The following is a 22,948-nucleotide window of genomic DNA, read 5'->3' as shown; positions in this document are numbered from 1 at the left end:
AAAAGGGTGGTTGAATGACAATGGCGCATAAGGATACACCTCCATTAGGGGATTGTCCGCCATGGCTGCCATCGTTTTGTATTGCGTATTAGCCTGCTTAGAACAAAGGGCTTAAGAGATCATATTGCAGTGCGCTACAATAATGCTTTATTGAAAGCGCTCCCTTGTCAGGTATTCCATGACTCAGACCGTTGAAACGCCAGTGGTTCCCAACCACGAGCTAGATAATCAGGAAGCCAAGCGCGTCACCTATATCGGTGCCTGGTTGGATGGTGTGCTTAGTATTGTCAAAGTGGTGGTCGGTTTTTGGGTGGGCTCTGCCGCACTGATTGCCGATGGCATCCACTCGCTCTCCGACTTAATCACCGATGGTTTTGTACTGGCCGCCATTCATTACGGGCGTCAGGAGCCCGACAACGACCATCACTATGGTCACGGGCGCATCGAAACACTCACCACGCTGCTGTTGGGTAGCGTACTGATCTTTGTGGCAGGCGGTATTGCCTGGTCAAGCCTGGAGCGCTTGTTTAGCGGCACAGAAGTCACCGCGCCTGGCATCGTGGCGATTGTGATTACGTTTATTGCGCTGATCAGTAAAGAGTGGATTTTTCGCTACACCATGCGCGTCGCCAAGCGGGTAAAATCCAAGCTGTTGGAGGCTAACGCCTGGCACTCCCGTAGCGATGCCCTTTCTACTGCGGTGGTGCTGGTCGCACTGATTGGTGCTCAGTTTGGCTTGGGTTGGCTGGATGCCGTTGCCGCCATTGTGGTTGGCCTGCTGGTAGGCAAGGTTGGCTGGGATTTACTGTGGGAGTCTGCGCGGGAATTAGTCGATACCGCACTGCCTGAAGACACCCAGCGCCAAATGCACGACGTAGCCTGTAGCGTACCGGGCGTGGATAGCGTGCATGACCTTCGTACTCGCCAGTCGGCAGGCTGGGTAATGGTGGATTTGCATGTCGTGGTCGGGCCTAAAATCACCGTTTCAGAAGCCCATGAGATAGGTAATGAGGTCAGCCGCCGTTTACGTCATGAGTTTCCACTACTCACCGACGTTATTTTCCACGTTGACCCTGAAGACGACGCTGGAGAAGGGGACCCCAGCCGAATGCCTGGCCTGCCACTACGCCCGGAAGTTGAGGCCGCGCTTGATCAACGCTGGTATGCGCATCCGGTGTGGCGTACGTTAAACGAGCTTCAACTGCACTATCTGGATGACAAAGTGTCCGTATCGCTGATTATCGGCGATGCGGTACATCAGCCCCCGCAATGTTTGGCTAGCCAGCTCAAAGCGCTCGCCAGTGATATCGAGTGGCTTGGTCATGTGGAAGTCATGTTTATCACCCGAGCGGCCAGTAGCGCGATGCGCTAGCCGTTCGATAAACGCCAAATACTCAACCACCTGACGGGCCTTATGGTTTCAGTACGTAATGAATGCGCTTAACCTTACCTTGTTTGAAAGGCTCAACGCCGCCGCTGACACCCCTGCCTGGCTGGTCATGTTTGCTCATGGATGCGCCGTTGAATTGATGTGGCTATTACCTGCGCTACTGGTAGTCGGTTGGCTGCGCGGCAGTGAACAGCTCAAGCAGCCACTGCTGGAGGCGCTGATAGCGACGCTGCTGGCCTTAGCGATAAGTGGCATCATTGGGATGCTATGGCCGATGCCCCGGCCCTTTGCGGTACCGGCAGGCACCACGTTGATGGCCCATGCGCCAACCCCAGCCTTCCCCAGTAATCATCTAACGATCATTCTGACCATGGCCTTTAGCTTGATGCTGCACAGCTACACCCGACGTATCGGCGGCCTTCTTCTGCTCTTGGCCATTCCCGTCGGCTGGGCAAGAATTTTTTTGGGCGTCCACTTTCCCCAGGACATGGCAGGCGCTGCCCTTTTGTCAGCCGTTATGGCCGTGCTGGTGGGTTTCAACCGCGCCTGGCTAGTGCTACCGATTTATGAGCACGTCGCCAAGCGCCTTTATCACTGGCTGTTCGCGCCACTTATCCGCCGTGGCTGGGTGCAGCGTTAGCCGGCTGTACGCTACAAATGACTAGTCGCTATAAGCTAGTAAGAATTGCCGTTGCAATAGAGAAGTAAATCAATACCCCGGTGGCATCAATCAAGGTGGTGACCAGCGGCGCAGAGGCAGCTGCCGGGTCGACCTTGAAGCGCTCCAGTACAAACGGCAGGCACATGCCCAACAGGCTGCCAAACAGTACGATAGTGACCATACTGAGGGAGACGATAATAGCGACTTCGTTGCCTGCACGCAGTATCCCGATGGGAGCGACGGCGATGGCCATGGTCAGCCCCAGGGAGCCAGCTACCAACAGCTCACGGCCGAGCATTTTACTCCAGTCCTTAACGCCTACATCACCGGTTGCCATACCGCGAACCATCAGCGTTGCCGCCTGAGCGCCTGCGTTACCGCCACTACCAATCAACAAGGGCAGAAAGAATACCAGCGCCACTTGGGCGGCAATAATACCTTCAAAGTGAGCAATACCCGCGCCGGAAAACAGGTTGGCAAAGACCAGTACTACCAGCCACGTCACCCGTTTACGGTACAGGCTCCACAGCGATACACGGCTAACGCCATCTTCCAACTGGCCAATCGACATCCCCTTGTGGATATCTTCGGTGGCTTCCGACTCCGCCACGTCCATCGCATCATCGTGAGTAACGATACCCACCATACGATTGTCGGCATCAATCACCGGCAGTGCCAGAAGATCATAACGAGCCACGATACGAGCCACTTCTTCCTGCGCTTCGTCCACAGCGGTGCTGATCACATCCTTGATCATGATGTCATCAACCAACGCGCCGGGCCTGGCAATCATCAACTGACGCAGGGACATCGTGCCAATCAGCCTACCATCGTTGTCCAGGATATAGAGCTGATAGACCGTCTCGGCATCTGGAGCGGTCTGGCGTACGCGCATCATCGCCTGAGACACCGTCATGCCACTGGCTATCGCTACATAGTCAGAGGTCATAATGGCGCCTGCAGTACCTTCTTCGTAGCCTGCCAGCCGCTTGAGATCTTCCCGCTCCTGATGTGCCATGCGCCTTAGCAGCGCTTCTCGGCGATCTTCATCCAGAAGATTGAACAGATCCACCCGCTCGTCAGAGCCCATCTCTTCCAACAGCTTAAGTACCTGGGTGTCCTTTAGCTCACCCACGACTTCCAGCTGGCTTTCACCTGGCAGGTAGCCAAGCACATTAGCGGCGCGTTCTGTAGAAAGTATATCGAGCACTGAAAGCGCTGCGGACAGCTCTTCGTCCTCCTCGATAAGCTCTTCAAGCACCTCACCAATATCTGCCGAACGAATTTCGGCCAAGCGTTCGGATAATAGCTCTTTTTTCGGTTCCTCTTTGACCAGCTCGTCCAGCAGCTCGGTTTTTAATTCCTGCAAGATTTCATCGTTCAATGACATCGCGTTCTCCTTCTCTGCAGACGAGTCAGTGCTGACAAGCATTATGCTACTAAATGCTTATGACAAGTGTACCAGACAAAAAAAACGCCCCTTAAACCCTAACGGGTTCAAGGGGCGTTTTATTCACGCTTACCGCGTAGTGTTAGCCTTTACCCGCCTTTTTGCGCAGCTGCTGGATCGTACGCAGCTGTGCAACGGCTTCGGCAAGTTCAGCGGAGGCACGGGTATAATCCAGCTCCGATGACTTCTCATTAAAGGCTTTCAGCGCTTCCTGACGCGCTTCTTCGGCAGCGGCCTCATTGAGGTCGCTGGCACGTGCTGCGGCGTCTGCCAGAATCGTAACGACATCCGGCTGAACTTCCATAAAGCCACCCGAGACAAAGAAGTTCTCTTCCTTGCCATTGTCGTGAATGACACGAATCGGGCCCGGCTGAAGCTCTGTCAGTAACGGGGCGTGACCTGGCAAAATACCCAGGTCACCCATCATCCCGGAAGCGACTACCTGCTCAACACTGCCTGAGAAGATAGATGCTTCTGCGCTGACGATATTGCAAATGAAGCTATTCGCCATAGCGAATCCCCCTAATGGACGGGATTACTTCTTCATCTGGTTGGCTTTTTCGACCGCTTCGTCGATGGAGCCAACCATGTAGAAGGCCTGTTCCGGCATATCGTCATACTCGCCATCGAGGATGCCCTGGAAGCCACGGATAGTATCTTTCAGAGAAACATACTTACCGGGTGAGCCAGTGAATACCTCAGCAACGAAGAACGGCTGCGACAAGAAACGCTGAATTTTACGCGCCCGAGAAACGGCCAGCTTGTCTTCATCAGACAGCTCATCCATACCCAGAATGGCGATAATATCCTTCAGTTCCTTGTAACGCTGCAGAACGTTCTGCACGCCACGAGCAACCGCATAATGCTCATCACCTACCACCAGCGGATCCAACTGACGCGACGTAGAGTCCAACGGGTCAATGGCCGGGTAGATACCTAGCTCAGCAATGGAGCGGGCCAGTACAACGGTCGCGTCCAAGTGTGAGAAGGTGGTTGCCGGAGACGGATCGGTCAAGTCATCCGCCGGTACGTATACCGCTTGTACGGAGGTGATTGAGCCCGATTTCGTCGAGGTGATACGTTCCTGCAGAACGCCCATCTCTTCGGCTAGCGTCGGCTGATAACCTACCGCAGACGGCATACGGCCAAGCAGTGCAGATACTTCTGTACCGGCCAGGGTGTAACGGTAAATGTTATCGACGAACAGTAGAACGTCGCGGCCTTCATCACGGAATTTTTCAGCGATGGTCAGACCGGTCAGCGCGACGCGCAAACGGTTACCGGGCGGCTCGTTCATCTGGCCGTAAACCAGCGATACCTTATCGATAACGTTGGATTCGGTCATTTCGTGATAGAAGTCGTTACCCTCACGCGTACGCTCACCCACACCGGCGAATACAGAGTAGCCGCTGTGCTCGGTGGCGATGTTGCGGATAAGCTCCATCATGTTAACGGTTTTACCAACACCCGCACCGCCGAACAAGCCAACCTTACCACCCTTGGCAAACGGGCAGACCAGGTCGATAACCTTGATACCGGTTTCCAGCAGCTCGTTAGAGGCTGCCTGGTCGGCATAGCTGGGTGCTTTACGGTGGATCGGCATACGCTCTTGCTCACCGATATCACCCGCTTCATCAATCGGCTCGCCGAGTACGTTCATGATACGACCCAGCGTTTCCTTACCTACCGGTACGGAAATCGCGGCACCTGTGTTGGCTACGTCCAAGCCACGCTTTAAGCCCTCAGTGGAGCCCATGGCAATGGTGCGTACCACGCCGTCGCCCAGCTGCTGCTGGACTTCGAGGACAGTCTCTTTGTCAGAGACCTTCAGCGCGTCGTAGACCTTGGGCACAGAGTCCCGCGGAAACTCTACGTCAATCACCGCGCCGATGATTTGTACGATACGTCCGCTCATCTTGGTTCCTCTCAAAAACCTGCAAATGAAACCTGTCTGCCAGGAGCTGCTTTATTGGGCAGCTCCCTAGGCGTTATACGGCTGAAGCGCCGCCGACGATCTCAGAAATTTCCTGGGTGATGGCGGCCTGACGGGCCTTGTTGTAAACCATCTCCAGATCGTCGATCAGGTTGCCCGCGTTATCAGTGGCACTCTTCATAGCGATCATTCGGGCGGCCTGTTCGCACGCACCGTTTTCGACTACCGCCTGATACACCTGCGATTCGATGAATCGAACCAACAGGCTGTCTAGCAACGCCTTGGCATCCGGTTCATACAGGTAGTCCCAGCTTTCGGGACGGGCGTTTTCTTCGTCATGTTTAGCGTCTTCGCCCATATCAGGCGACAGAGGAAGAAGCTGACGCACAACCGGCCGTTGCGTCATGGTGTTAACAAATTCGTTATACACCACGTACAGGCGGTCAAGACGTCCTTCATCGTACGCTTCGAGCATGACCTTGATACTACCGATCAGACCCTCGACCGTGGGTGCTTCGCCTAATCCGCTCTTGGCGGCAATCAAGTTGCCGCCATAGTTACGGAAGAAAGCACTGCCTTTCGCGCCAAGGGCACAGAAGTCCAGCTCAGCGCCTTCCTGACTCCAGACGCGGGCATCTTTCACCACGGCCTTGAACAGGTTGACGTTTAAGCCGCCGCACAAACCGCGGTCGGTAGACACCACAATGTAGCCTACGCGATTTACCTCGTTACGCTCGATCATGTAATCGTGGCGATATTCGGGGTTAGCGTCAGCAATGTGGCCTACGACGTTGCGAATCTGCTTGGCATACGGCTGGCCAGCCTTCATCAGATCTTGTGCTTTACGCATTTTCGACGCAGCTACCATTTCCATGGCACTGGTGATCTTCTGCGTATTTTTGATGCTCCCGATCTGGGTGCGTATCTCTTTTGCAGCTGCCATAGCGATCTACCTTTCGTTCGTGACTCTCAGAAAGTAGGCAAGCCCGCCCGCAGGCGGGCCGGACATTACCAGCTCTGAGTCGCCTTGAACTTCTCGAGACCCGACTTCAAGCCGTCTTGAATCTCGCCGTTGTAGTCGCCGGTCTGGTTGATTTTGTCGAGCAGGTCGCCGTGCTCAGACTTCATGTAATCGTGCAGCGCACGTTCGAAGTCCAACACTTTATCGACGCTCACATCATCCATGTGACCTTCGTTAGCGGCGTAGAGAGACAGCGCCATTTCTGCAACCGACATCGGCGAATACTGTTTCTGCTTCATCAGTTCAGTAACGCGCTGACCGTGCTCAAGCTGCTTGCGGGTCGCTTCGTCAAGGTCAGAAGCGAACTGCGAGAACGCAGCCAGTTCACGGTACTGAGCCAAGGCCAGACGAACACCACCACCTAACTTTTTGATGATCTTGGTCTGGGCAGCACCGCCCACGCGCGATACGGACAAACCTGCGTTAATCGACGGACGAATACCGGAGTTAAACAGGTTGGTTTCCAGGAAGATCTGACCGTCGGTGATCGAGATCACGTTGGTCGGAACGAACGCAGAAACGTCGCCACCCTGGGTTTCGATGATCGGCAGTGCGGTCAAGGAACCGGTTTTGCCCTTCACTTCACCGTTGGTGAACTTCTCAACGTAGTCGACGTTGACACGTGCCGCACGCTCAAGCAGACGCGAGTGGAGATAGAACACGTCACCGGGGTAGGCTTCACGGCCTGGCGGACGACGCAGCAGCAGGGATACTTGACGGTACGCCACTGCCTGCTTGGAAAGATCGTCATAAACGATCATCGCGTCTTCGCCACGGTCACGGAAGTACTCACCCATGGTGCAACCGGAATACGCGGAGAGGAACTGCATCGGAGCCGGATCGGCAGCGCCCGCAGCGACGACGATGGTATGTTCCATCGCGCCATGCTCTTCGAGTTTGCGCACAACGTTGGCGATGGTCGACTGTTTCTGACCAATGGCAACGTAGACACAGGTAACGCCTTTGCCTTTCTGGTTGATGATCGCATCAATGGCAATGGCAGATTTACCGATCTGACGGTCGCCGATAATCAGCTCACGCTGACCACGACCGATCGGTACCATGGCATCGATGGATTTCAAGCCGGTTTGAATCGGCTCATCAACCGACTGACGGGTAATAACGCCAGGCGCTACTTTTTCTACCGCGTCGGTCATTTTAGCGTTGATATCGCCTTTGCCGTCGATGGGGTTACCCAACGCATCAACAACACGGCCAATCAGCTCAGGGCCTACCGGTACTTCAAGAATACGACCGGTGCATTTCGCGGTCATGCCTTCTTCAAGCAGCAGGTAGTCGCCCAGGACAACGGCACCTACGGAGTCGCGCTCCAGGTTAAGTACCATGCCAAAAACGCTGTTAGGAAATTCAATCATTTCACCAAACATAGCGTCTTCGAGGCCGTGAATTTTCACGATACCGTCGGAAACACCTACGATGGTGCCCTGATTACGAGCTTCAGATGCGACGTCAAGCTTCTCAATTCGCTGCTTGATGATGTCGCTGATCTCGGAAGGATTCAATTGCTGCATGCCATGTCCCTCAGACTCAAGCGGTTAGCGCTTCGGAAAGGCGGTTCAGTCGACCACGTACCGACCCGTCAATGACGGTATCGCCAGCACGCAGGATGACACCACCGATGAGCGACTTATCTACCTGAGTAGTAATGGAGATTTCGCGATTCAGACGTTTCTTGAGCGCGTTGGATAGCTTGGTCTTTTGTGCGGCTGTCAGCTTATACGCTGACGTTACCATTACCTCTATACGCTGCTCGTGTTCAGCGCGCAGGCGCTCAAACTGTTCAGCGATAAAAGGCAGCACCATTAAACGGTCATGGTCAGCCACAGCCTCCAAAAAGCGAGACAGTGCATCACCCAGCGTTTCTGGAAGCATTTCAACCAGAAGGGCAACTTTCTTTGCATTCTCGATTTTGGGGCTATCCAGCAGACGTCGAGCGTCGCTATCGGCCACAACAGTGCCTAAAAAACCCAGCGCCTGTGACCAGCTATCAAGCACATCATTATCACGCGCGTGTTCAAACGCCGCCTTTGCGTAAGGACGAGCGACGGTAAGTAATTCCGCCATAATTCACCTCCTTACAGTTCGGCAGCCAGCTTATCAAGCAGCTCGCGATGCGCATTTTCATCGACAGAAGCTTCCAATACACGCTCAGCGCCGATGATGGCCAGATGAGACACCTGGGCACGTAACTCTTCTTTCGCGCGATTTACTTCAAGCTCGATTTCAGAACGTGCGCCCGTCATGAGACGTTCACCTTCTGCGCGGGCCTGCTCGCGAGCTTCTTCGATCATCTGAGCAGAGCGCTTATTAGCTTGCTCAAGGATCTGTGAAGCTTGTTCCTTACTCTCACGCAGCGTCTGTTCTGCCCGCTCTTGAGCTAGCTCAAGATCACGAGTAGCACGGCTGGCTGCATCCAAGCCATCAGCAATTTTTTTCTGACGCTCGTTAAGCGCGTTGCTGATCGGAGGCCACACGTACTTTATGCAAAACCAGACAAAGATCGCGAAGGCGATCGTCTGCCCGATAAGCGTCATGTTGATATTCACAGGGATGTACCTCTGACAAGTTCGTGGCGACCGGAGTGAAACAAAACCGAGCGGCTAACCGCCCGGTAAAGCAATCATTAACCGGCAACAACGAAGATCAGGTACATCGCAATACCAACACCGATCATCGGTACAGCGTCCAACAGACCTGCCATGATGAAGGTTTTGGTTTGCAGTTGGTCACCCAGCTCCGGCTGACGTGCAGTAGACTCAAGCAGTTTGCCGCCCAGAATAGCGAAGCCAATACCAGTAGCCAATGCGCCTAGACCGATGATGATGGCAGCAGAAAGATAAACCATTTCCATGATGTTGCTCCTGAGTTTAAGTTTTGGTTAAGGGTTGTGGGTTAATGAAAGCGTTAGCTTTGCTTGGTTAGTGGTGTTCGTGCGCCGCGCTCAAATAAACGATGGTGAGCGTGGTAAAGATAAAGGCCTGTAGCGTGACGACCAGGATATGGAAAATTGCCCATGGCACGTCCAGTACCCAAATGGCCCAAAACGGCAGCATGGCAATCAAAATGAAGATCACTTCACCGGCAAACATGTTACCGAAAAGACGCATGGCCAGACTGAACGGCTTGACCAGTAGCGATACAATTTCCAGCACCAGGTTGAAAGGAATCAGTGCCCAGTGATTAAACGGGGTCAGGGAGAGCTCTTTGACAAAACCGCCAACGCCTTTCACTTTGAAGTTGTAGTACAAAATCAGGCCAAATACGCCCAACGCCATGCCTAGCGTGGCATTTACGTCGGTGGTAGGTACAATTTTCATGTACTCCACACCGAGCTTGCTAAACAGTACCGGGAAGTAGTCAACCGGAATAATCTTGAGGCTATTCATCAGCAGTATCCAGATGAATAGCGTAATGGCCAGCGGTACGATATGAGGGTTGCGTCCATGGAACGTTGAGCGCGTCAGGTTATCGATAAACTCGACCACCATTTCAACCGCGTTTTGCAGACCGCCTGGCACGCCAGTGGTCGCCGCTTTTCCCGCCTTACGGAATACCCAGAGAAACAGTACCCCCATAGCGATTGACCAGCCCATGGTATCCAGATGGATCGCCCAGAAGCCCATTTCGCTCGCTTCTTGAGCGGAATGCGCCAGCGACCAACCATTCACCGGGTGATGCCCAAAGGTCAGGTTCTGCAAGTGGTGCTGGATATAATAAGTCGTCGAGACTTCGTTTCCTGCGGCCATAGAGATATCACCTCAATCAAGTGTGCGATGTCTGCGCATAAACAACGGCGTTAGCCCATGCATCAGAACAATCGCCACATAAGCACTAAAAAAGAAAGCGGGGTTTGAGGGGGGCACTACAACGAACACTGCGCTAAACAGTGCCACCGTCAAACCAAACTTGCCTGCTTCGGCACGAAACAAATGAACAGCGCTACGCGATGTTCGCTTACTGTGCAATATACCCATTCGCTGTATAAAAAAAGCATGGGGTAGCAAGGCCACCAGCGCACCTGTTACCACGGAGAAAACGCCCGGCATGCGCGCTACAGGGTAGACCATCAACATACCGACTACCGTCACGATTAGCTGTGCGGTAAAAAGCCGGATGACATACGCCTTCCTGCGCTGGGTTTCAACACGTTCTACCATTGCCCAGCACCCTGCCAGCGAATGGTTGCTTAGGCTGTTGATAAGCAACCTGCACAAATCTTGCGCGATTATAGGGAAGCGCTATCACACCTTCAACCAAAGTTGCTCGTATTTAACGTGTTTAGGAGACAACTTGCGACCAAAGGGTGAAAATTAGCTACTTTTTAACGTTTTCTTAATAAGCCTGCTATTTAATTAATAAGCAGCCTATTTAATATGCGCCAGTATTCCGTCGAGTTCATCAAGGCTTGTATAGCGGATGGTCACTTTGCCTTTCCCCCGGTTGCCATGGTCAATTGAAACGGGGGCACCAAGCAGTTCGCCTAGCTGCGTCTCCAGACGCGAGACATCCGCTGTTTTACTTGGCTGGCTCGGCGTTTTTTCAACGCTTTGGCTGGCCTGTACCTTTTTAACCAACGCTTCGGTGGACCGCACGGTGAGATCGTTATTCACCACTTCATGAGCCACTTGGCGCTGCTGAACGCTGTTAAGTGATAGCAACGCACGCGCATGGCCCATATCAAGGTCACCTCGCTCTAGCAGCGTTTGGACTTCAGGGTCCAGTGCCAGCAAGCGCAGTAAGTTGGCGACCTGAGTGCGGGATTTACCGACCGCGTCAGCAATCTGCTGCTGGGTTAATTCAAACTCATCACCCAGCCGTTTAAGCGCCATCGCTTCTTCGATGGCATTGAGGTTTTCACGCTGAATATTTTCAATCAGCGCCAGTGCCAAGGCAACTTCGTCGCTTACCTCACGAATAACCGCGGGGATAACGTCAAGCTCGGCCAGCTGCGCTGCACGCCAGCGCCGCTCACCAGCAATAATTTCATAGCGATCTTCGCCAATAGGGCGTACCACAATAGGCTGCATTACGCCCTGGGCACGAATAGAATCGGCAAGTTCTTCAAGCGCTTCTGGCTGAATATCACGCCGCGGCTGATACTTGCCACGGGTTAACTGACCAAGCGGAAGGCGCTCCAAACGCTCAGAAGCCGCATCCGAGGCCACCATCGCGGATGACGCCTCATCATGAGCTTCCAATGAAGAGCTACCAGTAAGTTCCAGGCTGTCACGGCGACGAGCGCCCGCACCAATTAGGGCATCCAGGCCACGTCCTAGCGCGCGTTTACGCGTCATTCGCTTTCCCTCGTACTAATCAATACGTTATAGCGATAACCGACGAATCATCTCTTTTGCCAGTACGCGGTACGCCTGGCTGCCGCGTGAAAAGCGGGCATATTGCGTCACGGGTATTCCGTGGCTTGGCGCTTCAGCCACTTTGACGTTGCGCGGGATCGTCGTCTTGATCAGCGCATCGCCAAAGAAGTCTCGCAGTTGCTTGTCCACTTCCCGCGTTAGGCTGGTGCGCTTGTCGTACATGGTGCGCAGAATACCCGCAATCGCCAAATCAGGATTAACGCTTTGCTTGATCTGTTCAACAGTATCCAACAGCGCCGACAGTCCTTCCAGCGCGTAAAACTCGCACTGCAGCGGAATAAGCACGCTATCCGCTGCCGTCAGCGCATTAACGGTCAGCATATTGAGTGAAGGTGGGCAGTCAATCAGCACCACATCGTACTTCTCAGCAACCGAGCCAAGCGCCGTGGTCAGGCAGCTTTCGCGCTTATCAAGATCCAGCAATTCGACTTCCGCTGCGGTCAAGTCACCGTTACCGGGGAGAACATCATAGTTGACCGGCAGGTCGCGTACGATGGTATCGGCGGCGGTGGCATCGCCGAGCAGTACATCCAGGACGCTTTTATCGAGTTCGTGTTTATCAATACCACTGCCCATGCTGGCGTGCCCTTGAGGATCAAGGTCCACCAGCAGCACTCGACGATCAAGAGCAGCAAGGCTAGCCGCCAGGTTAACGGCTGAGGTGGTCTTGCCCACGCCGCCTTTTTGATTGGTCAGGGCAATGATCTGGCTCACTTACTCAACTCCTTCCTGGGGTTCAGAATCAACGTTCAGAATCAATAGCTGTCGCTCGGCCGTATCGAAGGGTACGTTTAGCAGGTGACGTGTTTGCAATCGAATACCGCTGGGCAGTTCACGCAACTCATCGTCAGCGCCAGGGCCTTTCATGGCCAACCACTGTCCGTTCGCTGTGGGTAGTTCACGCGTTAGGGTGACAAAGTCCACCAGGCTTGCGAACGCGCGTGAAATTACCTGATCAAACGGCTGGTCACTAAACGTCTCCACCCGCGCCTGGCTTGCAACCACGTTTTTTAGCCCAAGCTCCATGATAGCCTGGCGCTGAAAACGGACTTTTTTACCATTACTATCCAAAAGCGTAACGGACAGCGCCGGATCAAGGATGGCCAGCACGATACCTGGCAGACCTGGCCCCGCACCCACATCCAGCAATCTAGGGCCATGCACATAAGGCGCGACAGCCGCACTATCCAGTATGTGACGTGCCACCATATCATCAATATCGCGAACTGCCGTGAGGTTATAAGCCTTGTTCCACTTGTGCAATAGGGCGACAAACCCAAGCAACTGTTCACGCTGGCTTGCCGTTACCGTTAAACCGAGCTGCGCTAATCCATTATCCAGTCGTGCAGCGACACTCGCAGGCAAGCTACTCACCAATACAGTTAAACCGCTCATCCGTTAGCCACCTCGGGCGAGGCGATCAGACGACGCTTTTTAAGATGCACCAGCAAAATAGACACTGCGGCCGGTGTTACGCCTGAAATACGCGCCGCTTGGGCCAGTGTTTCAGGCCGTACGTTGGTCAGCTTCTGGCGAATCTCATTGGAGAGCCCTTCCACCCGCTGGTAATCCAGGTCGGCGGGAAGTGGCATTGCTTCATGGCGCTTAAGCTTATCAATTTCATACTGTTGACGTTCGATATAGCCTTCGTACTTCGACTGGATCTGTACCTGTTCGGCAACGGCTTCATCATTGATAACGCCGCTTTCCAGCCCCGGCAGTTCAGCAAGGTCCGCATAATTTAGCTCCGGGCGCTTGAGCAGATCGCTCAACCGATACTCGCGGGAGAGCGGTTTGCCGGTTTTTTCAGCAATTTTTGCCGCAGCCGGGCTGCTTGGCTGAATCCATACACTGGCTAAACGCGCGGTCTCCAGCGCAATGGCTTCGCGCTTTTTACTAAATGCTTCCCAGCGCTGATCATTCACCAGGCCTAACTCACGGCCTTTTTCAGTCAGTCGCAAGTCGGCGTTATCTTCACGCAGCAATAACCGGTATTCCGCCCTGGAGGTAAACATACGGTAAGGCTCTTTGGTGCCCATTGTGATCAGGTCGTCCACCAGCACGCCAAGATAGGCCTCATCACGACGTGGGTACCAGGCATCCTGCTGCATGGCACGCCGCGCGGCGTTGAGCCCGGCCAACAGGCCTTGGGCCCCGGCTTCCTCGTAACCTGTTGTGCCATTGATCTGCCCGGCAAAAAACAGGTTGTGGATAAATTTGGTTTCCAGTGAGTGTTTTAAATCCCGCGGATCGAAGAAATCATACTCAATGGCATAGCCTGGCCGCGTGATATGCGCGTTCTCCAGACCTTTAATCGAGCGCACTACCTGCAGTTGCACATCAAAGGGCAGCGAGGTCGAGATACCGTTGGGATATAGCTCATGGGTATCCAGGCCTTCCGGCTCAATAAAGACCTGATGGCTCGATTTATCGGCAAAGCGATGAACCTTGTCTTCAATTGATGGGCAGTAGCGCGGACCCACGCCTTCGATCACGCCGGAGTACATCGGTGAACGATCAAGATTCGCCAAAATCAGCTCATGCGTGCGCTCATTGGTGTGCGCAATATGACAGCTGACTTGCTGAGGGTGCATACCCCGCGAACCAAGGTAGGACATGACCGGTGTTGGCGTATCGCCAGGCTGTTCTTCAAGCTGGGTGAAATCCACGCTTTTAGCATCAATGCGCGGTGGCGTGCCGGTTTTGAGCCGGTCAACCCGAAACGGCAGGGCACGCAGACGCTCAGCCAAGGCATTCGAGGGTGGATCACCTGCTCGACCGCCGCGACTTTGATCCAGGCCGATGTGAATCACACCACCTAAAAACGTACCCGTCGACAGCACAACGGACTCGGCATAAAAACGAATACCAGTCTCCGTTACGACGCCACGAACCGTATCGTTATCCACAATCAGATCGCCAGCTGCCTGCTGGAAAATCGTTAAATTTGGCTGGTTTTCCAGCATGCCGCGGATCGCTGCTTTGTAGCGAACGCGGTCTGCTTGAGCACGTGTGGCACGTACTGCCGGCCCTTTTCGAGCGTTTAACACCCGGAACTGGATGCCGCCTAAATCCGTGGCAAGCCCCATCGCCCCGCCTAGCGCATCGATCTCTTTCACCAGATGGCTTTTGCCAATGCCGCCAATGGCAGGGTTGCACGACATCTGACCCAAGGTCTCGATGTTGTGCGTGAGCAGTAGGGTCTGACAGCCCATACGAGCAGAGGCCAGTGCGGCTTCAGTTCCCGCATGGCCACCGCCGATGACAATCACGTCAAAGCGGTCGGGGTAATTCAAGAGACACCTCGTCTTGTGCCAGTTGGCACGAATGATGTGGCCGTTTCGTCAGTTTCAGACGTGTCGGCGTAGTTAAACAAGCCCGCCAGTATAAACCCCCTGTGGGTAACCGTCAGGTTTTTCCACACCTCGTCTGCTCAGTTACTCTCTATTAATAACAATATATAAATAAAATAAGAGAAGTTCTGTTAATGCTGTAATTATTAGTGTGGACAGTTTCTGTGTATAACTCTATTAAGTTTATAAAATTCAAATGCTTAAAATGTTGACCTTTACGTGGTTAAGCAGCGTATTAGCTGCGTAGAAACGGTGTAGGCCCTGTGGATGGAACCGCTACTTACCCACAGCGCTATAAAAACACGGCTTATCCACCTACTCATACCGACGTTGTTACCGCAGCTGTGAACACATCTAAAAAGCATTGCGTGTCCACCTTAAAGGCGCTCCTCATGGGCGCTGTGGCATGTTGTAGCGTTTTAAAATAAAAAAATTATCCACAGGGCACAAAAATGGCCTGTCGCAAGGACAGGCCATAAAAAATGCGTTAAAGCGGGTATTTTTTGCCGGTATTCGTGCTTAAGGTGAGTGCTAAAGATTAGTGTTTAAGCACCCGGGCAAGAAACGATTGAGTGCGTTCATGCTGAGGCGAATCGAAGAGCTGTTGTGGCGCTCCTTGCTCAGCAATAACCCCTTTATGGATAAAAATCACGCGATCGGCTACTTCACGGGCAAAGCCCATTTCATGCGTGACAATCACCATGGTCATGCCCTCTTTCGCCAGCTCACGCATGGCGTCCAGCACTTCACCAATCATTTCGGGATCAAGCGCTGAGGTAGGCTCATCAAACAGCATAAGCCGAGGCTCCATGGCCAAGGCACGGGCGAGGGCAACACGCTGCTGCTGACCACCTGAGAGCTGACTGGGGTACTTATCGGCCTGGTCGGCAATTCCGACCCTATCCAGCAGGCGTTTTGCGGTTGCCACTGCATCGTCGCGGTTCCAGCCACGCACCTTCATGGGGGCCAAGGTGATGTTATCGATCACGCTAAGGTGGGGAAATAGATTGAACTGCTGAAACACCATACCGACTTCTGTACGGATGGTTTGTAGTGCCTTGCTGCTCTTGCCGTTAGGCGTTAGCGTATTGCCATCTACTTCCAGCATGCCCGACTGAAACTCTTCCAGCCCATTGATGCAGCGAATCAGCGTGGATTTACCTGACCCGCTTGCGCCAATAATGACGACGACTTCACCGGGGATAATTTCAAGGTCGATCTCATTGAGTACGTGCAGGTTGCCAAAATGTTTATTCAGCTTTTGCATACGCACAATGGAGGGCGTTGTGGGTGACACGGTATCGGTCATTGTACGTTTCCTTATCAGCCTGCGATGCCTCTACGCTCCAGCAGGCGCAGAAGAATAGAGAGGGTCCAGGTAATCGCTAAATACATCACCGCAACCATAAAGTAGACCTCCAGGGCGGTGAAGGTTGTCGCGATATAGATTTGCCCCTGGCGTACCAGCTCGCTGACCCCAATGACTGAAAATAGTGAGGTATCTTTAATGCTGATAATGGCCTGATTGCCAAGCGGAGGAATCATACGACGCAGCGCCTGGGGCCAAATCACATAGCGAAAGGCCTGAGCGCGCGAAAGCCCTAACGAGAGGGATGCTTCACGCTGGCCGCGCTCAATGGACTGCACGCCGCCCCGCACGATTTCAGAAATATACGCACCCGAGTTAACCGCAATAGCGGCAATGCCTGCGACCAGCGCATTGATAGGACTGCCCAGTAGCTGGGGCAGGCCGTAGAAAATAAACAGTACCTGCACGAGAATAGGCGTACCACGAAACACTTCTATGTAGCAAAGGGCCACCCAGCGTAGCCAGCGGATCGGACTAATACGCAGCAGGCCAAAGAAAATACCAATAAAAAAGCCGATTGCTAGACCGCCAAATGAAATCAGCAGCGTCCAGGGAATACCCGGCAGCAGGTAAGGGATCGACGCAAACGCGGCTGCCCAGTCGAAATGAAAGTCGAAATCCACGTCTTATCTCCAAAAAAACACGCGACGTATAACGTCACAGGGCCGGGAGGGTAGCCGCCCGGCCCTGTGATAAATTAGCTGTTAACTCTATAGCGCCGCTGGGTTACTCGCTGGTGGCTTCACCGAACCATTTTTTGTAGATTTCGTCGTAAGTGCCGTCTTCGCGCATGGCGGCTAAGGCTTCATTGGTGGGTTCTACCCATTCGCTGCCCTTATGGAACACAATGCCATACTGCTGGCCTTCATAAAGCGGCCCCACCACTTTGGTACGTCCTTCGCCACGGGTTTGGGAGAAGTAAGCAACGTTAGGAGCGTCATACAGCACGGCGTCTACGTTGCGGCCCAGCAGAGCCATGTACATGTCGGCGGTGCCTGGATAGGGCGTGATGTCAGCGCCTTCCCCCAGCTCTTGCTGGAGGAAGTCGTAGCTTGTCGAGCCGATCTTGGTACCGATGGTCAAGCCCTGGAGGTCTTCCAATGAAGAGATGTCTTCGTTGTTGGCACGAACGATAATCTGTAGACCGGAATCGTAGTAGGGGTCAGAGAAGTCAACGACCTGCGCACGCTCTTCGGTGATGGTCGTGCCTGCGATGGCAATTTCCTGACTGCCGGTTTGCACAGCGGGAATAATGCCCGAAAATTCCATGGTGGTGAGGTTGACCTCAAAACCGGCACGCTCGGCAACGGCGTTGATAATATCCATATCGAAACCGATCATCTCGCCGGTTTCTGAATCCATCATTTCAAAAGGAACAAAGCTTGGGTCGGTTGCGACATTAACAGAAGGCGTTTGGGCCATGGCGACAGAGGCGCCGCTTAAACCCAGAGCGATGGAGGAAGCGATAGCAGTTGTCGTTAGTATGGTTTTCATTGGTTTCCCCATGTTTTATAGCGCTGAAGCGGTGAAAAGAAGAGACGACGTTCTTTTCACACCGCGTTAGAGCAATTGTTGACCTTTTAACCTTGGCGAGAAACCACCAAGGCGTCAAGTCATGGGTACCAACGCTTTGCTAGCGTTATAAGCGCCTACACCATAAAAGAGGCGCCGCAGCCGCAGGTGGTGGTGGCATTGGGGTTTTGAATGCGAAAGCGTGCGCCAGCGAGGCCTTCTTCGTAATCCACCGTCGATCCAACCAGATACTGGTAGGAGAGAGGGTCGACCACCAGGGTCGCCGTGCCAAATTCAATGAGCGTATCGTCTTCGGCGACCGTGTCGGCAAAATCGAAGCCGTACTGAAAACCTGAACAGCCACCGCCGGTGACATAGACGCGCAGTTTTAGCGCAGGGTTATTTTCTTCATCCATTAGGGCACGGATACGTTTACGTGCGCTATCGGACAGCATTAAAGGGGTTGGAACAAAAGCTTCTGCACCGCTCATGGGTACCTCCCGCGAGCTTTAAGAACGAATAATCAGCATTGGAAGATGATTATGGATAATTCCCAGCAAAAGGGTCAACTATTGCCGGGATTTTGTACGTGGCTTATGGCATCAAGGCAGGAGCGGTCAAGCCCATGCTCTCCTCGAACCCAAACATCAGATTGAGGTTTTGAATGGCTTGGCCCGAGGCGCCTTTCACCAGGTTATCAATGACCGATAACACGACGACTGTATTGCTGTTCTCTGGGCGATGCACGGCCAGGCGGCAGGTGTTGGTGCCTTTAACGCTGCGCGTTTCAGGATGGCTACCCGCAGGCATCACATCAACAAAGGGTTCGCTTGCATAACGTTTTTCAAACAGCGCCTGAAGGTCATCCACCGAGGTGGTGAGCTGACTATAGAGCGTGGCGTGAATGCCCCGTATCATCGGTGTTAAATGAGGAACGAAGGTCAGCCCCACCGGGTGCGCCTGCATATCACCAAGGCCCTGGCGGATTTCGGGCAAATGACGATGCCCTGAGGCGCCGTAAGCTTTGAAGGACTCACTGGCTTCTGCCAGTAGTGAAGGCACCTTGGCCCCTCGGCCTGCCCCCGTCACACCCGACTTGCAGTCGGCAATCAGCTGTTGAGGATCAACCAGCCCGGCTTCCAGCAGCGGCAGGTAGCCTAGCTGCACAGCGGTTGGATAGCAGCCTGGCACGGCCACCAGACGCGCCGTTTTGATTTTTTCGCGGTGCATCTCGGGCAGGCCATAGACCGCTTCTTCAAGTAGCGAAGGCGCACCATGAGGTTGGCCGTACCACTGGCTCCATACCTTGACATCACGCAGGCGGAAGTCAGCCGACAGGTCGATAATGCGGGTGCCTTTGTCCAAAAGCTCGCCAGCCAAAGCGTGGGCAACACCGTGGGGAGTGGCGAAAAATACCGCATCCATATCGCCCAACTGCTTTGCATCGGGCTCACTGAACGTCAATGTGTCGTAGTGGCCGCGCAGGTTGGGATACATATCGCATACCTTTACGCCGGCTTCCGAGCGCGAGGTAATGGCTTCAACGCTGACATGGGGATGCTGGGCGAGTAACCGCAGTAGCTCAACGCCGGTATAACCGGTACCGCCGACAATTCCGACCTTAATCACAAACGACTCCTTACACGTTGCACATTCGAGACAGGGTAATAATTAACAGCCTAAACAGATTGGCGCAGGCTGTCGAAGCGTATCGGGCTATGATACACAAGAGAACTACACTACATGCGTAAAGGAAGGTCGTCGTGGCGCGTTTTTCCCGATCAGATTTCACCCTCGAGGGGTTTCGACGCCAGTTGGCCCATGTTGATGCGCTGCCTCAGCTGTGCGTATTGGGGTTAGTGTCGGGGATCATTACGGGGGCGGCGATGGTCGCCTTCCGGCTACTGCTCGAAGCGGGGGCGGTGTTTTATATGCCGGATGGAAACCCGGAAGGATTTGAAGGACTGCCTCCGTGGCTGCGCTCACTGCTGCCTATTATTGCCGTTAGCGTGCTGGGGCTGCTGCTTTATCGGCAAAAAGCCGCTGCCCAAAAGATGGGAGTAGGGCACGTTATTGAGCGCCTCTCTTATCACCAGGGCCGCTTCCCAATGCGAAACTGGCTGAATCAATGGTGGGTGGGGGTGGTGTCGGTTCTTGGTGGGCTCTCTGCTGGGAGGGAAGGCCCGGCTATTCATTTAGGCGCTGCCGCGTCAAGCGGGTTGGGAGTCAAGCTTCGGTTACCCAATAACAGCCTGCGCGTTTTGGTTGCCTGTGGGACGGCGGCGGGGATTTCTGCGTCGTTCAATACACCGGTTGCCGGGGTTATCTTCGCCATGGAAGTCGTCATGATGGAGTATACCCTGATGAGCTTTATGCCGGTGATTTTAGCCTCTACGATGGCGGCGCTCATTGCGCAGATGGTGTATGGCAATGAGCCGGCTTTTCGTATCCCCGAGGTCGTGCTGGGCTCGCTCATGAATTTACCGTGGGTCATCGTACTCGGCTTTGTGGTCGGGCTATTGGCGGGGCTATTTATTCATATTTCACGTAACAAACGCATGCAGGCATGGCCGTTGTGGCTTCGTTTGGCTTGTGTGGGGGTGGCGACCGGGGTGGTGGCATGGTGGTTTCCGCAGGTTCAGGGAATTGGCTACGATAGTGTGGCGGCGGCGCTTAATAATCAATTGGACATTAACGTGTTGCTGGCGCTGATGATTGCCAAGCTTTTGATTACCGCCCTGACCGTATCAGGTAGCGTACCCATCGGGATTATTGGCCCCACGCTGGTGATTGGTGCTGCGACAGGCGCGCTGGGCGGTATTTTGGGTGGCTGGCTATGGCCTGATAAAGCGTCAGACCCAGGCATTTACGCCATGTTAGGCATGGCGGCCATGATGGGGGCGGTGCTGCAAGCGCCGCTTGCGGCGTTAATGGCGCTGTTGGAGCTTACTCATACGCCGCATGTCATGTTGCCGGGTATGTTGGTGGTGGTGGTTGCCTGCCTGACGTCTCGCCAGCTTACCGGCTGCGAAGGATTTTTTATTAGTTCCGTACGTTATGGGCTGCACCCGCTTCAACAGCCGTTAATGCAGGCGCTTTCCCGCGTGTCGGTGCCTGCGGTGATGGAGCGAAGCCTGGTACGTACTGAGCGCAAGGTGACGTTTGAGCAGGCACGTAAACTACTGGAAACCAATCCTGTCTGGCTGATTATTGAGCGTTCAAATGAAGAAAAATCGGTACTGGCGTTAAAAGCGTCGGCGCTGGCGCGGTGGCTTTTGGAGCACGATGAAGCGCTTGATGGCGATGCTCCTCCCGATAATGAATCCGTCGATTTACTGGAAATTCCGGGCCAGCGCCTGGAACTTGCGCCGATTGGCCTACAGGCCACCCTGTCAGAGGCGTTTGTAAAGCTTCAAGACGATGCCTTGGGCGCGCTTTATGTAGTGCACGGTTATCGGCCAAAGCGGCAGCGAATTTCAGGTATCATCACCCGTGGTGCCATTGAACGTTATTATTACTATTCTGACCCCAATACCGACGCTGACCCAAATACCCGTACTGACCCGAAAGCGAATGATTCGCCCGTATAAGGAGAGACAATGTATCTATGGTTGAAGGCCCTGCATTTAATGACCATGGTGACCTGGTTTGCCGCCCTGTTTTATTTGCCGCGGCTGTATGTGTATCACGCCATGGCACGAGATAAAGGCGACGATCAAGCTATCGCCTATTTCAAAACCATGGAGCGTAAGCTTTATCGCGGCATCATGACGCCTTCCATGATACTGGTGCTTATCTTTGGCGGGGCGATGCTGTATCTGGTGCCCGGCTGGTTCAGCCAAGGCTGGATGCACGTTAAACTCACCTTTGTGGTACTGCTGATCGCCTATCATCACGTCTGTCTGATTTATTTAAAACAGTTTGCCCAGGATCGCTGCACGAAAAGCCACACGTTCTTTCGCTGGTTCAACGAAGCGCCGGTGATTGCGCTAGTGGCGATTATTCTACTTGCCGTTGTGAAACCTTTTTGATGCGCCAACCTCTTTCACCGGTTGTTTTAGTACTGGCGGGCCATGACCCGACGGGCGGAGCGGGTTTAGTGGCAGATAGCGAAGCCATTGCCGCCTGTGGCGGTTGGGCAGTGACGATTCCCACCGCGTTAACGGTGCAAAACTGCCATAACGTGAGCCATGTCGTTCCGGCCGACCCCGCGTTGATGCGCCAAATGGCAGAGGCGCTTAGCGGGATGCAGGTTGCTGCGATCAAGCTGGGCCTGTTGGCAGATGAAGCAACGCTAAGAGCAGCCGAGCAGATTATTCGCCGTTTCCCAGGCATCCCGGTTGTGGCCGACCCAGTACTTAAAGCCGGTGGCGGTACTGAGTTATCCACACCCCAATTGCAACGCCTCTATGCGGCTCGCCTGCTACCGCTTGTGGATATCTTAACGCCCAACCGTTATGAGCTTAAGCAGCTCACTCCAGAGATTGACGGCCCCCTGGATGATACGGCGCGCGCCGTCGCACTTTTATCCCAGGGTTGCCAGGCTATTTTAGTAACCGCGACCGATGAGCCTGTTCCAGGTAACGAGCAGCAGGTTGTTAATACACTGCACTCGCCGGATACCACGCGCCAATGGCAGTGGCCACGTCTGCCGGAACGGTTTCACGGTTCAGGCTGCACCTTGGCATCTGCCATTGCGGCACGCCTTGCCGCCGGTGAGCGTTTGCCGACGGCCTGTGAACAGGCCCAGCACTTTACCTGGGAGAGTCTGTCTCATGGGTATCAGCCGCCTAGCGGGCAGTGTTTACCTAATCGCTTGCCACGGCCGGTTCGCTTTTGATTTTATTCGCGCTACGCCATTGA

Annotated in this window: 24 protein-coding genes; 5 read left to right on the top strand and 19 right to left on the bottom strand. The window is 54.0% G+C overall.

The annotated features are described in order from the left end of the window. Positions 1–178: 178 nt before the first annotated feature. On the top strand, positions 179–1,372 hold the full coding sequence (locus INT20_RS10660) for a cation diffusion facilitator family transporter (RefSeq protein ID WP_172118714.1): 1,194 nt from the start codon (positions 179–181) through the stop codon (positions 1,370–1,372). Between the two features lie 58 nt (positions 1,373–1,430). Continuing rightward, complete coding sequence (locus INT20_RS10655) at positions 1,431–2,030, top strand: undecaprenyl-diphosphatase (protein WP_193056917.1); 600 nt, start codon at positions 1,431–1,433, stop codon at positions 2,028–2,030. 28 nt (positions 2,031–2,058) lie between these two features. Here INT20_RS10655 and mgtE read toward each other — a convergent pair whose 3' ends face one another. The 19 genes from mgtE to argC all read right to left on the bottom strand — a co-directional run bounded on the left by mgtE (position 2,059) and on the right by argC (position 19,714). Then, positions 2,059–3,441, bottom strand: coding sequence for a magnesium transporter (mgtE, locus tag INT20_RS10650; protein ID WP_193056916.1), 1,383 nt, complete (start codon positions 3,439–3,441; stop codon positions 2,059–2,061). 142 nt (positions 3,442–3,583) lie between these two features. Beyond that, a complete protein-coding gene (locus INT20_RS10645) occupies positions 3,584–4,012 on the bottom strand; it encodes a F0F1 ATP synthase subunit epsilon (protein ID WP_193056915.1) in 429 nt (142 codons plus the stop codon). Between the two features lie 24 nt (positions 4,013–4,036). Then, the gene (gene atpD, locus INT20_RS10640) at positions 4,037–5,416 is read right to left on the bottom strand and encodes a F0F1 ATP synthase subunit beta (protein ID WP_193056914.1); all 1,380 of its coding nucleotides are present in this window, start codon (positions 5,414–5,416) and stop codon (positions 4,037–4,039) included. A 73-nt stretch (positions 5,417–5,489) separates the two neighbouring features. Next, positions 5,490–6,377 (bottom strand): F0F1 ATP synthase subunit gamma, encoded by an 888-nt coding sequence (gene atpG / locus INT20_RS10635; RefSeq protein ID WP_172118718.1) that lies wholly within the window; start codon positions 6,375–6,377, stop codon positions 5,490–5,492. 65 nt (positions 6,378–6,442) lie between these two features. After that, the gene (atpA, locus tag INT20_RS10630; RefSeq protein WP_172118719.1) at positions 6,443–7,987 is read right to left on the bottom strand and encodes a F0F1 ATP synthase subunit alpha; all 1,545 of its coding nucleotides are present in this window, start codon (positions 7,985–7,987) and stop codon (positions 6,443–6,445) included. A 16-nt stretch (positions 7,988–8,003) separates the two neighbouring features. After that, positions 8,004–8,540, bottom strand: a complete 537-nt coding sequence (locus INT20_RS10625) for a F0F1 ATP synthase subunit delta (RefSeq protein ID WP_193056913.1) — start codon at positions 8,538–8,540, stop codon at positions 8,004–8,006. A gap of 11 nt (positions 8,541–8,551) precedes the next feature. Beyond that, on the bottom strand, positions 8,552–9,022 hold the full coding sequence (locus INT20_RS10620) for a F0F1 ATP synthase subunit B (RefSeq protein ID WP_193056912.1): 471 nt from the start codon (positions 9,020–9,022) through the stop codon (positions 8,552–8,554). 77 nt (positions 9,023–9,099) lie between these two features. Further along, a complete protein-coding gene (gene atpE, locus INT20_RS10615) occupies positions 9,100–9,327 on the bottom strand; it encodes a F0F1 ATP synthase subunit C (RefSeq protein WP_018918432.1) in 228 nt (75 codons plus the stop codon). Between the two features lie 67 nt (positions 9,328–9,394). Beyond that, on the bottom strand, positions 9,395–10,222 hold the full coding sequence (atpB, locus tag INT20_RS10610; protein ID WP_172118722.1) for a F0F1 ATP synthase subunit A: 828 nt from the start codon (positions 10,220–10,222) through the stop codon (positions 9,395–9,397). Positions 10,223–10,234: 12 nt separating this feature from the next. Further along, positions 10,235–10,633 (bottom strand): ATP synthase subunit I, encoded by a 399-nt coding sequence (locus tag INT20_RS10605; protein WP_193056911.1) that lies wholly within the window; start codon positions 10,631–10,633, stop codon positions 10,235–10,237. 207 nt (positions 10,634–10,840) lie between these two features. Next, complete coding sequence (locus INT20_RS10600) at positions 10,841–11,770, bottom strand: ParB/RepB/Spo0J family partition protein (RefSeq protein ID WP_193056910.1); 930 nt, start codon at positions 11,768–11,770, stop codon at positions 10,841–10,843. A 27-nt stretch (positions 11,771–11,797) separates the two neighbouring features. Next, entirely contained in the window at positions 11,798–12,565 is a 768-nt protein-coding gene (locus tag INT20_RS10595) for a ParA family protein (protein ID WP_172118725.1), read from the bottom strand. Beyond that, a complete protein-coding gene (gene rsmG, locus INT20_RS10590) occupies positions 12,566–13,246 on the bottom strand; it encodes a 16S rRNA (guanine(527)-N(7))-methyltransferase RsmG (RefSeq protein ID WP_193056909.1) in 681 nt (226 codons plus the stop codon). It abuts the gene before it with no gap. Further along, entirely contained in the window at positions 13,243–15,147 is a 1,905-nt protein-coding gene (gene mnmG / locus INT20_RS10585; protein WP_193056908.1) for a tRNA uridine-5-carboxymethylaminomethyl(34) synthesis enzyme MnmG, read from the bottom strand. The genes rsmG and mnmG overlap by 4 nt, the downstream gene beginning before the upstream one ends. 595 nt (positions 15,148–15,742) lie before the next feature. Continuing rightward, complete coding sequence (locus INT20_RS10580) at positions 15,743–16,513, bottom strand: amino acid ABC transporter ATP-binding protein (RefSeq protein WP_172118728.1); 771 nt, start codon at positions 16,511–16,513, stop codon at positions 15,743–15,745. Between the two features lie 14 nt (positions 16,514–16,527). Beyond that, on the bottom strand, positions 16,528–17,196 hold the full coding sequence (locus tag INT20_RS10575; RefSeq protein ID WP_172118729.1) for an amino acid ABC transporter permease: 669 nt from the start codon (positions 17,194–17,196) through the stop codon (positions 16,528–16,530). 103 nt (positions 17,197–17,299) lie between these two features. Continuing rightward, complete coding sequence (locus INT20_RS10570; protein WP_172118730.1) at positions 17,300–18,067, bottom strand: transporter substrate-binding domain-containing protein; 768 nt, start codon at positions 18,065–18,067, stop codon at positions 17,300–17,302. A gap of 155 nt (positions 18,068–18,222) precedes the next feature. Continuing rightward, positions 18,223–18,576, bottom strand: a complete 354-nt coding sequence (gene erpA, locus INT20_RS10565; RefSeq protein WP_172118731.1) for an iron-sulfur cluster insertion protein ErpA — start codon at positions 18,574–18,576, stop codon at positions 18,223–18,225. 103 nt (positions 18,577–18,679) lie between these two features. Next, the gene (argC, locus tag INT20_RS10560) at positions 18,680–19,714 is read right to left on the bottom strand and encodes an N-acetyl-gamma-glutamyl-phosphate reductase (protein ID WP_193056907.1); all 1,035 of its coding nucleotides are present in this window, start codon (positions 19,712–19,714) and stop codon (positions 18,680–18,682) included. A 134-nt stretch (positions 19,715–19,848) separates the two neighbouring features. On the opposite strand from argC, the gene INT20_RS10555 reads away from it, so the two are divergent. From INT20_RS10555 to thiD, 3 genes are read left to right on the top strand one after another with little or no spacing between them, the layout of a single operon-like run. Beyond that, positions 19,849–21,675, top strand: coding sequence for a chloride channel protein (locus tag INT20_RS10555; RefSeq protein ID WP_172118733.1), 1,827 nt, complete (start codon positions 19,849–19,851; stop codon positions 21,673–21,675). 9 nt (positions 21,676–21,684) lie between these two features. Beyond that, complete coding sequence (gene hemJ / locus INT20_RS10550) at positions 21,685–22,116, top strand: protoporphyrinogen oxidase HemJ (RefSeq protein ID WP_087107012.1); 432 nt, start codon at positions 21,685–21,687, stop codon at positions 22,114–22,116. Continuing rightward, positions 22,116–22,925: a bifunctional hydroxymethylpyrimidine kinase/phosphomethylpyrimidine kinase gene (gene thiD, locus INT20_RS10545; protein ID WP_172118734.1), complete on the top strand. Its 810-nt coding sequence runs from the start codon at positions 22,116–22,118 to the stop codon at positions 22,923–22,925. Before hemJ ends, thiD begins: the two co-directional genes overlap by 1 nt. Positions 22,926–22,948 lie beyond the last annotated feature (23 nt).

It is taken from the genome of Halomonas citrativorans (genome assembly GCF_014898005.1).
Lineage (GTDB): Bacteria > Pseudomonadota > Gammaproteobacteria > Pseudomonadales > Halomonadaceae > Vreelandella > Vreelandella citrativorans.
The sequence above is the reverse complement of the archived record's forward strand: the minus strand, read 5'-3'. Positions and strand labels throughout refer to the sequence as shown.

Bases quoted from the DNA above. Each gene is read 5' to 3' on its own strand.
- INT20_RS10660 (WP_172118714.1), top strand. From the start codon at position 179: ATGACTCAGACCGTTGAAACGCCAGTGGTTCCCAACCACGAGCTAGAT.
- INT20_RS10655 (WP_193056917.1), top strand. From the start codon at position 1,431: ATGAATGCGCTTAACCTTACCTTGTTTGAAAGGCTCAACGCCGCCGCT.
- mgtE (WP_193056916.1), bottom strand. From the start codon at position 3,441: ATGTCATTGAACGATGAAATCTTGCAGGAATTAAAAACCGAGCTGCTG.
- INT20_RS10645 (WP_193056915.1), bottom strand. From the start codon at position 4,012: ATGGCGAATAGCTTCATTTGCAATATCGTCAGCGCAGAAGCATCTATC.
- atpD (WP_193056914.1), bottom strand. From the start codon at position 5,416: ATGAGCGGACGTATCGTACAAATCATCGGCGCGGTGATTGACGTAGAG.
- atpG (WP_172118718.1), bottom strand. From the start codon at position 6,377: ATGGCAGCTGCAAAAGAGATACGCACCCAGATCGGGAGCATCAAAAAT.
- atpA (WP_172118719.1), bottom strand. From the start codon at position 7,987: ATGCAGCAATTGAATCCTTCCGAGATCAGCGACATCATCAAGCAGCGA.
- INT20_RS10625 (WP_193056913.1), bottom strand. From the start codon at position 8,540: ATGGCGGAATTACTTACCGTCGCTCGTCCTTACGCAAAGGCGGCGTTT.
- atpE (WP_018918432.1), bottom strand. From the start codon at position 9,327: ATGGAAATGGTTTATCTTTCTGCTGCCATCATCATCGGTCTAGGCGCA.
- atpB (WP_172118722.1), bottom strand. From the start codon at position 10,222: ATGGCCGCAGGAAACGAAGTCTCGACGACTTATTATATCCAGCACCAC.
- INT20_RS10605 (WP_193056911.1), bottom strand. From the start codon at position 10,633: ATGGTAGAACGTGTTGAAACCCAGCGCAGGAAGGCGTATGTCATCCGG.
- INT20_RS10600 (WP_193056910.1), bottom strand. From the start codon at position 11,770: ATGACGCGTAAACGCGCGCTAGGACGTGGCCTGGATGCCCTAATTGGT.
- rsmG (WP_193056909.1), bottom strand. From the start codon at position 13,246: ATGAGCGGTTTAACTGTATTGGTGAGTAGCTTGCCTGCGAGTGTCGCT.
- INT20_RS10580 (WP_172118728.1), bottom strand. From the start codon at position 16,513: ATGACCGATACCGTGTCACCCACAACGCCCTCCATTGTGCGTATGCAA.
- INT20_RS10570 (WP_172118730.1), bottom strand. From the start codon at position 18,067: ATGAAAACCATACTAACGACAACTGCTATCGCTTCCTCCATCGCTCTG.
- erpA (WP_172118731.1), bottom strand. From the start codon at position 18,576: ATGAGCGGTGCAGAAGCTTTTGTTCCAACCCCTTTAATGCTGTCCGAT.
- hemJ (WP_087107012.1), top strand. From the start codon at position 21,685: ATGTATCTATGGTTGAAGGCCCTGCATTTAATGACCATGGTGACCTGG.
- thiD (WP_172118734.1), top strand. From the start codon at position 22,116: ATGCGCCAACCTCTTTCACCGGTTGTTTTAGTACTGGCGGGCCATGAC.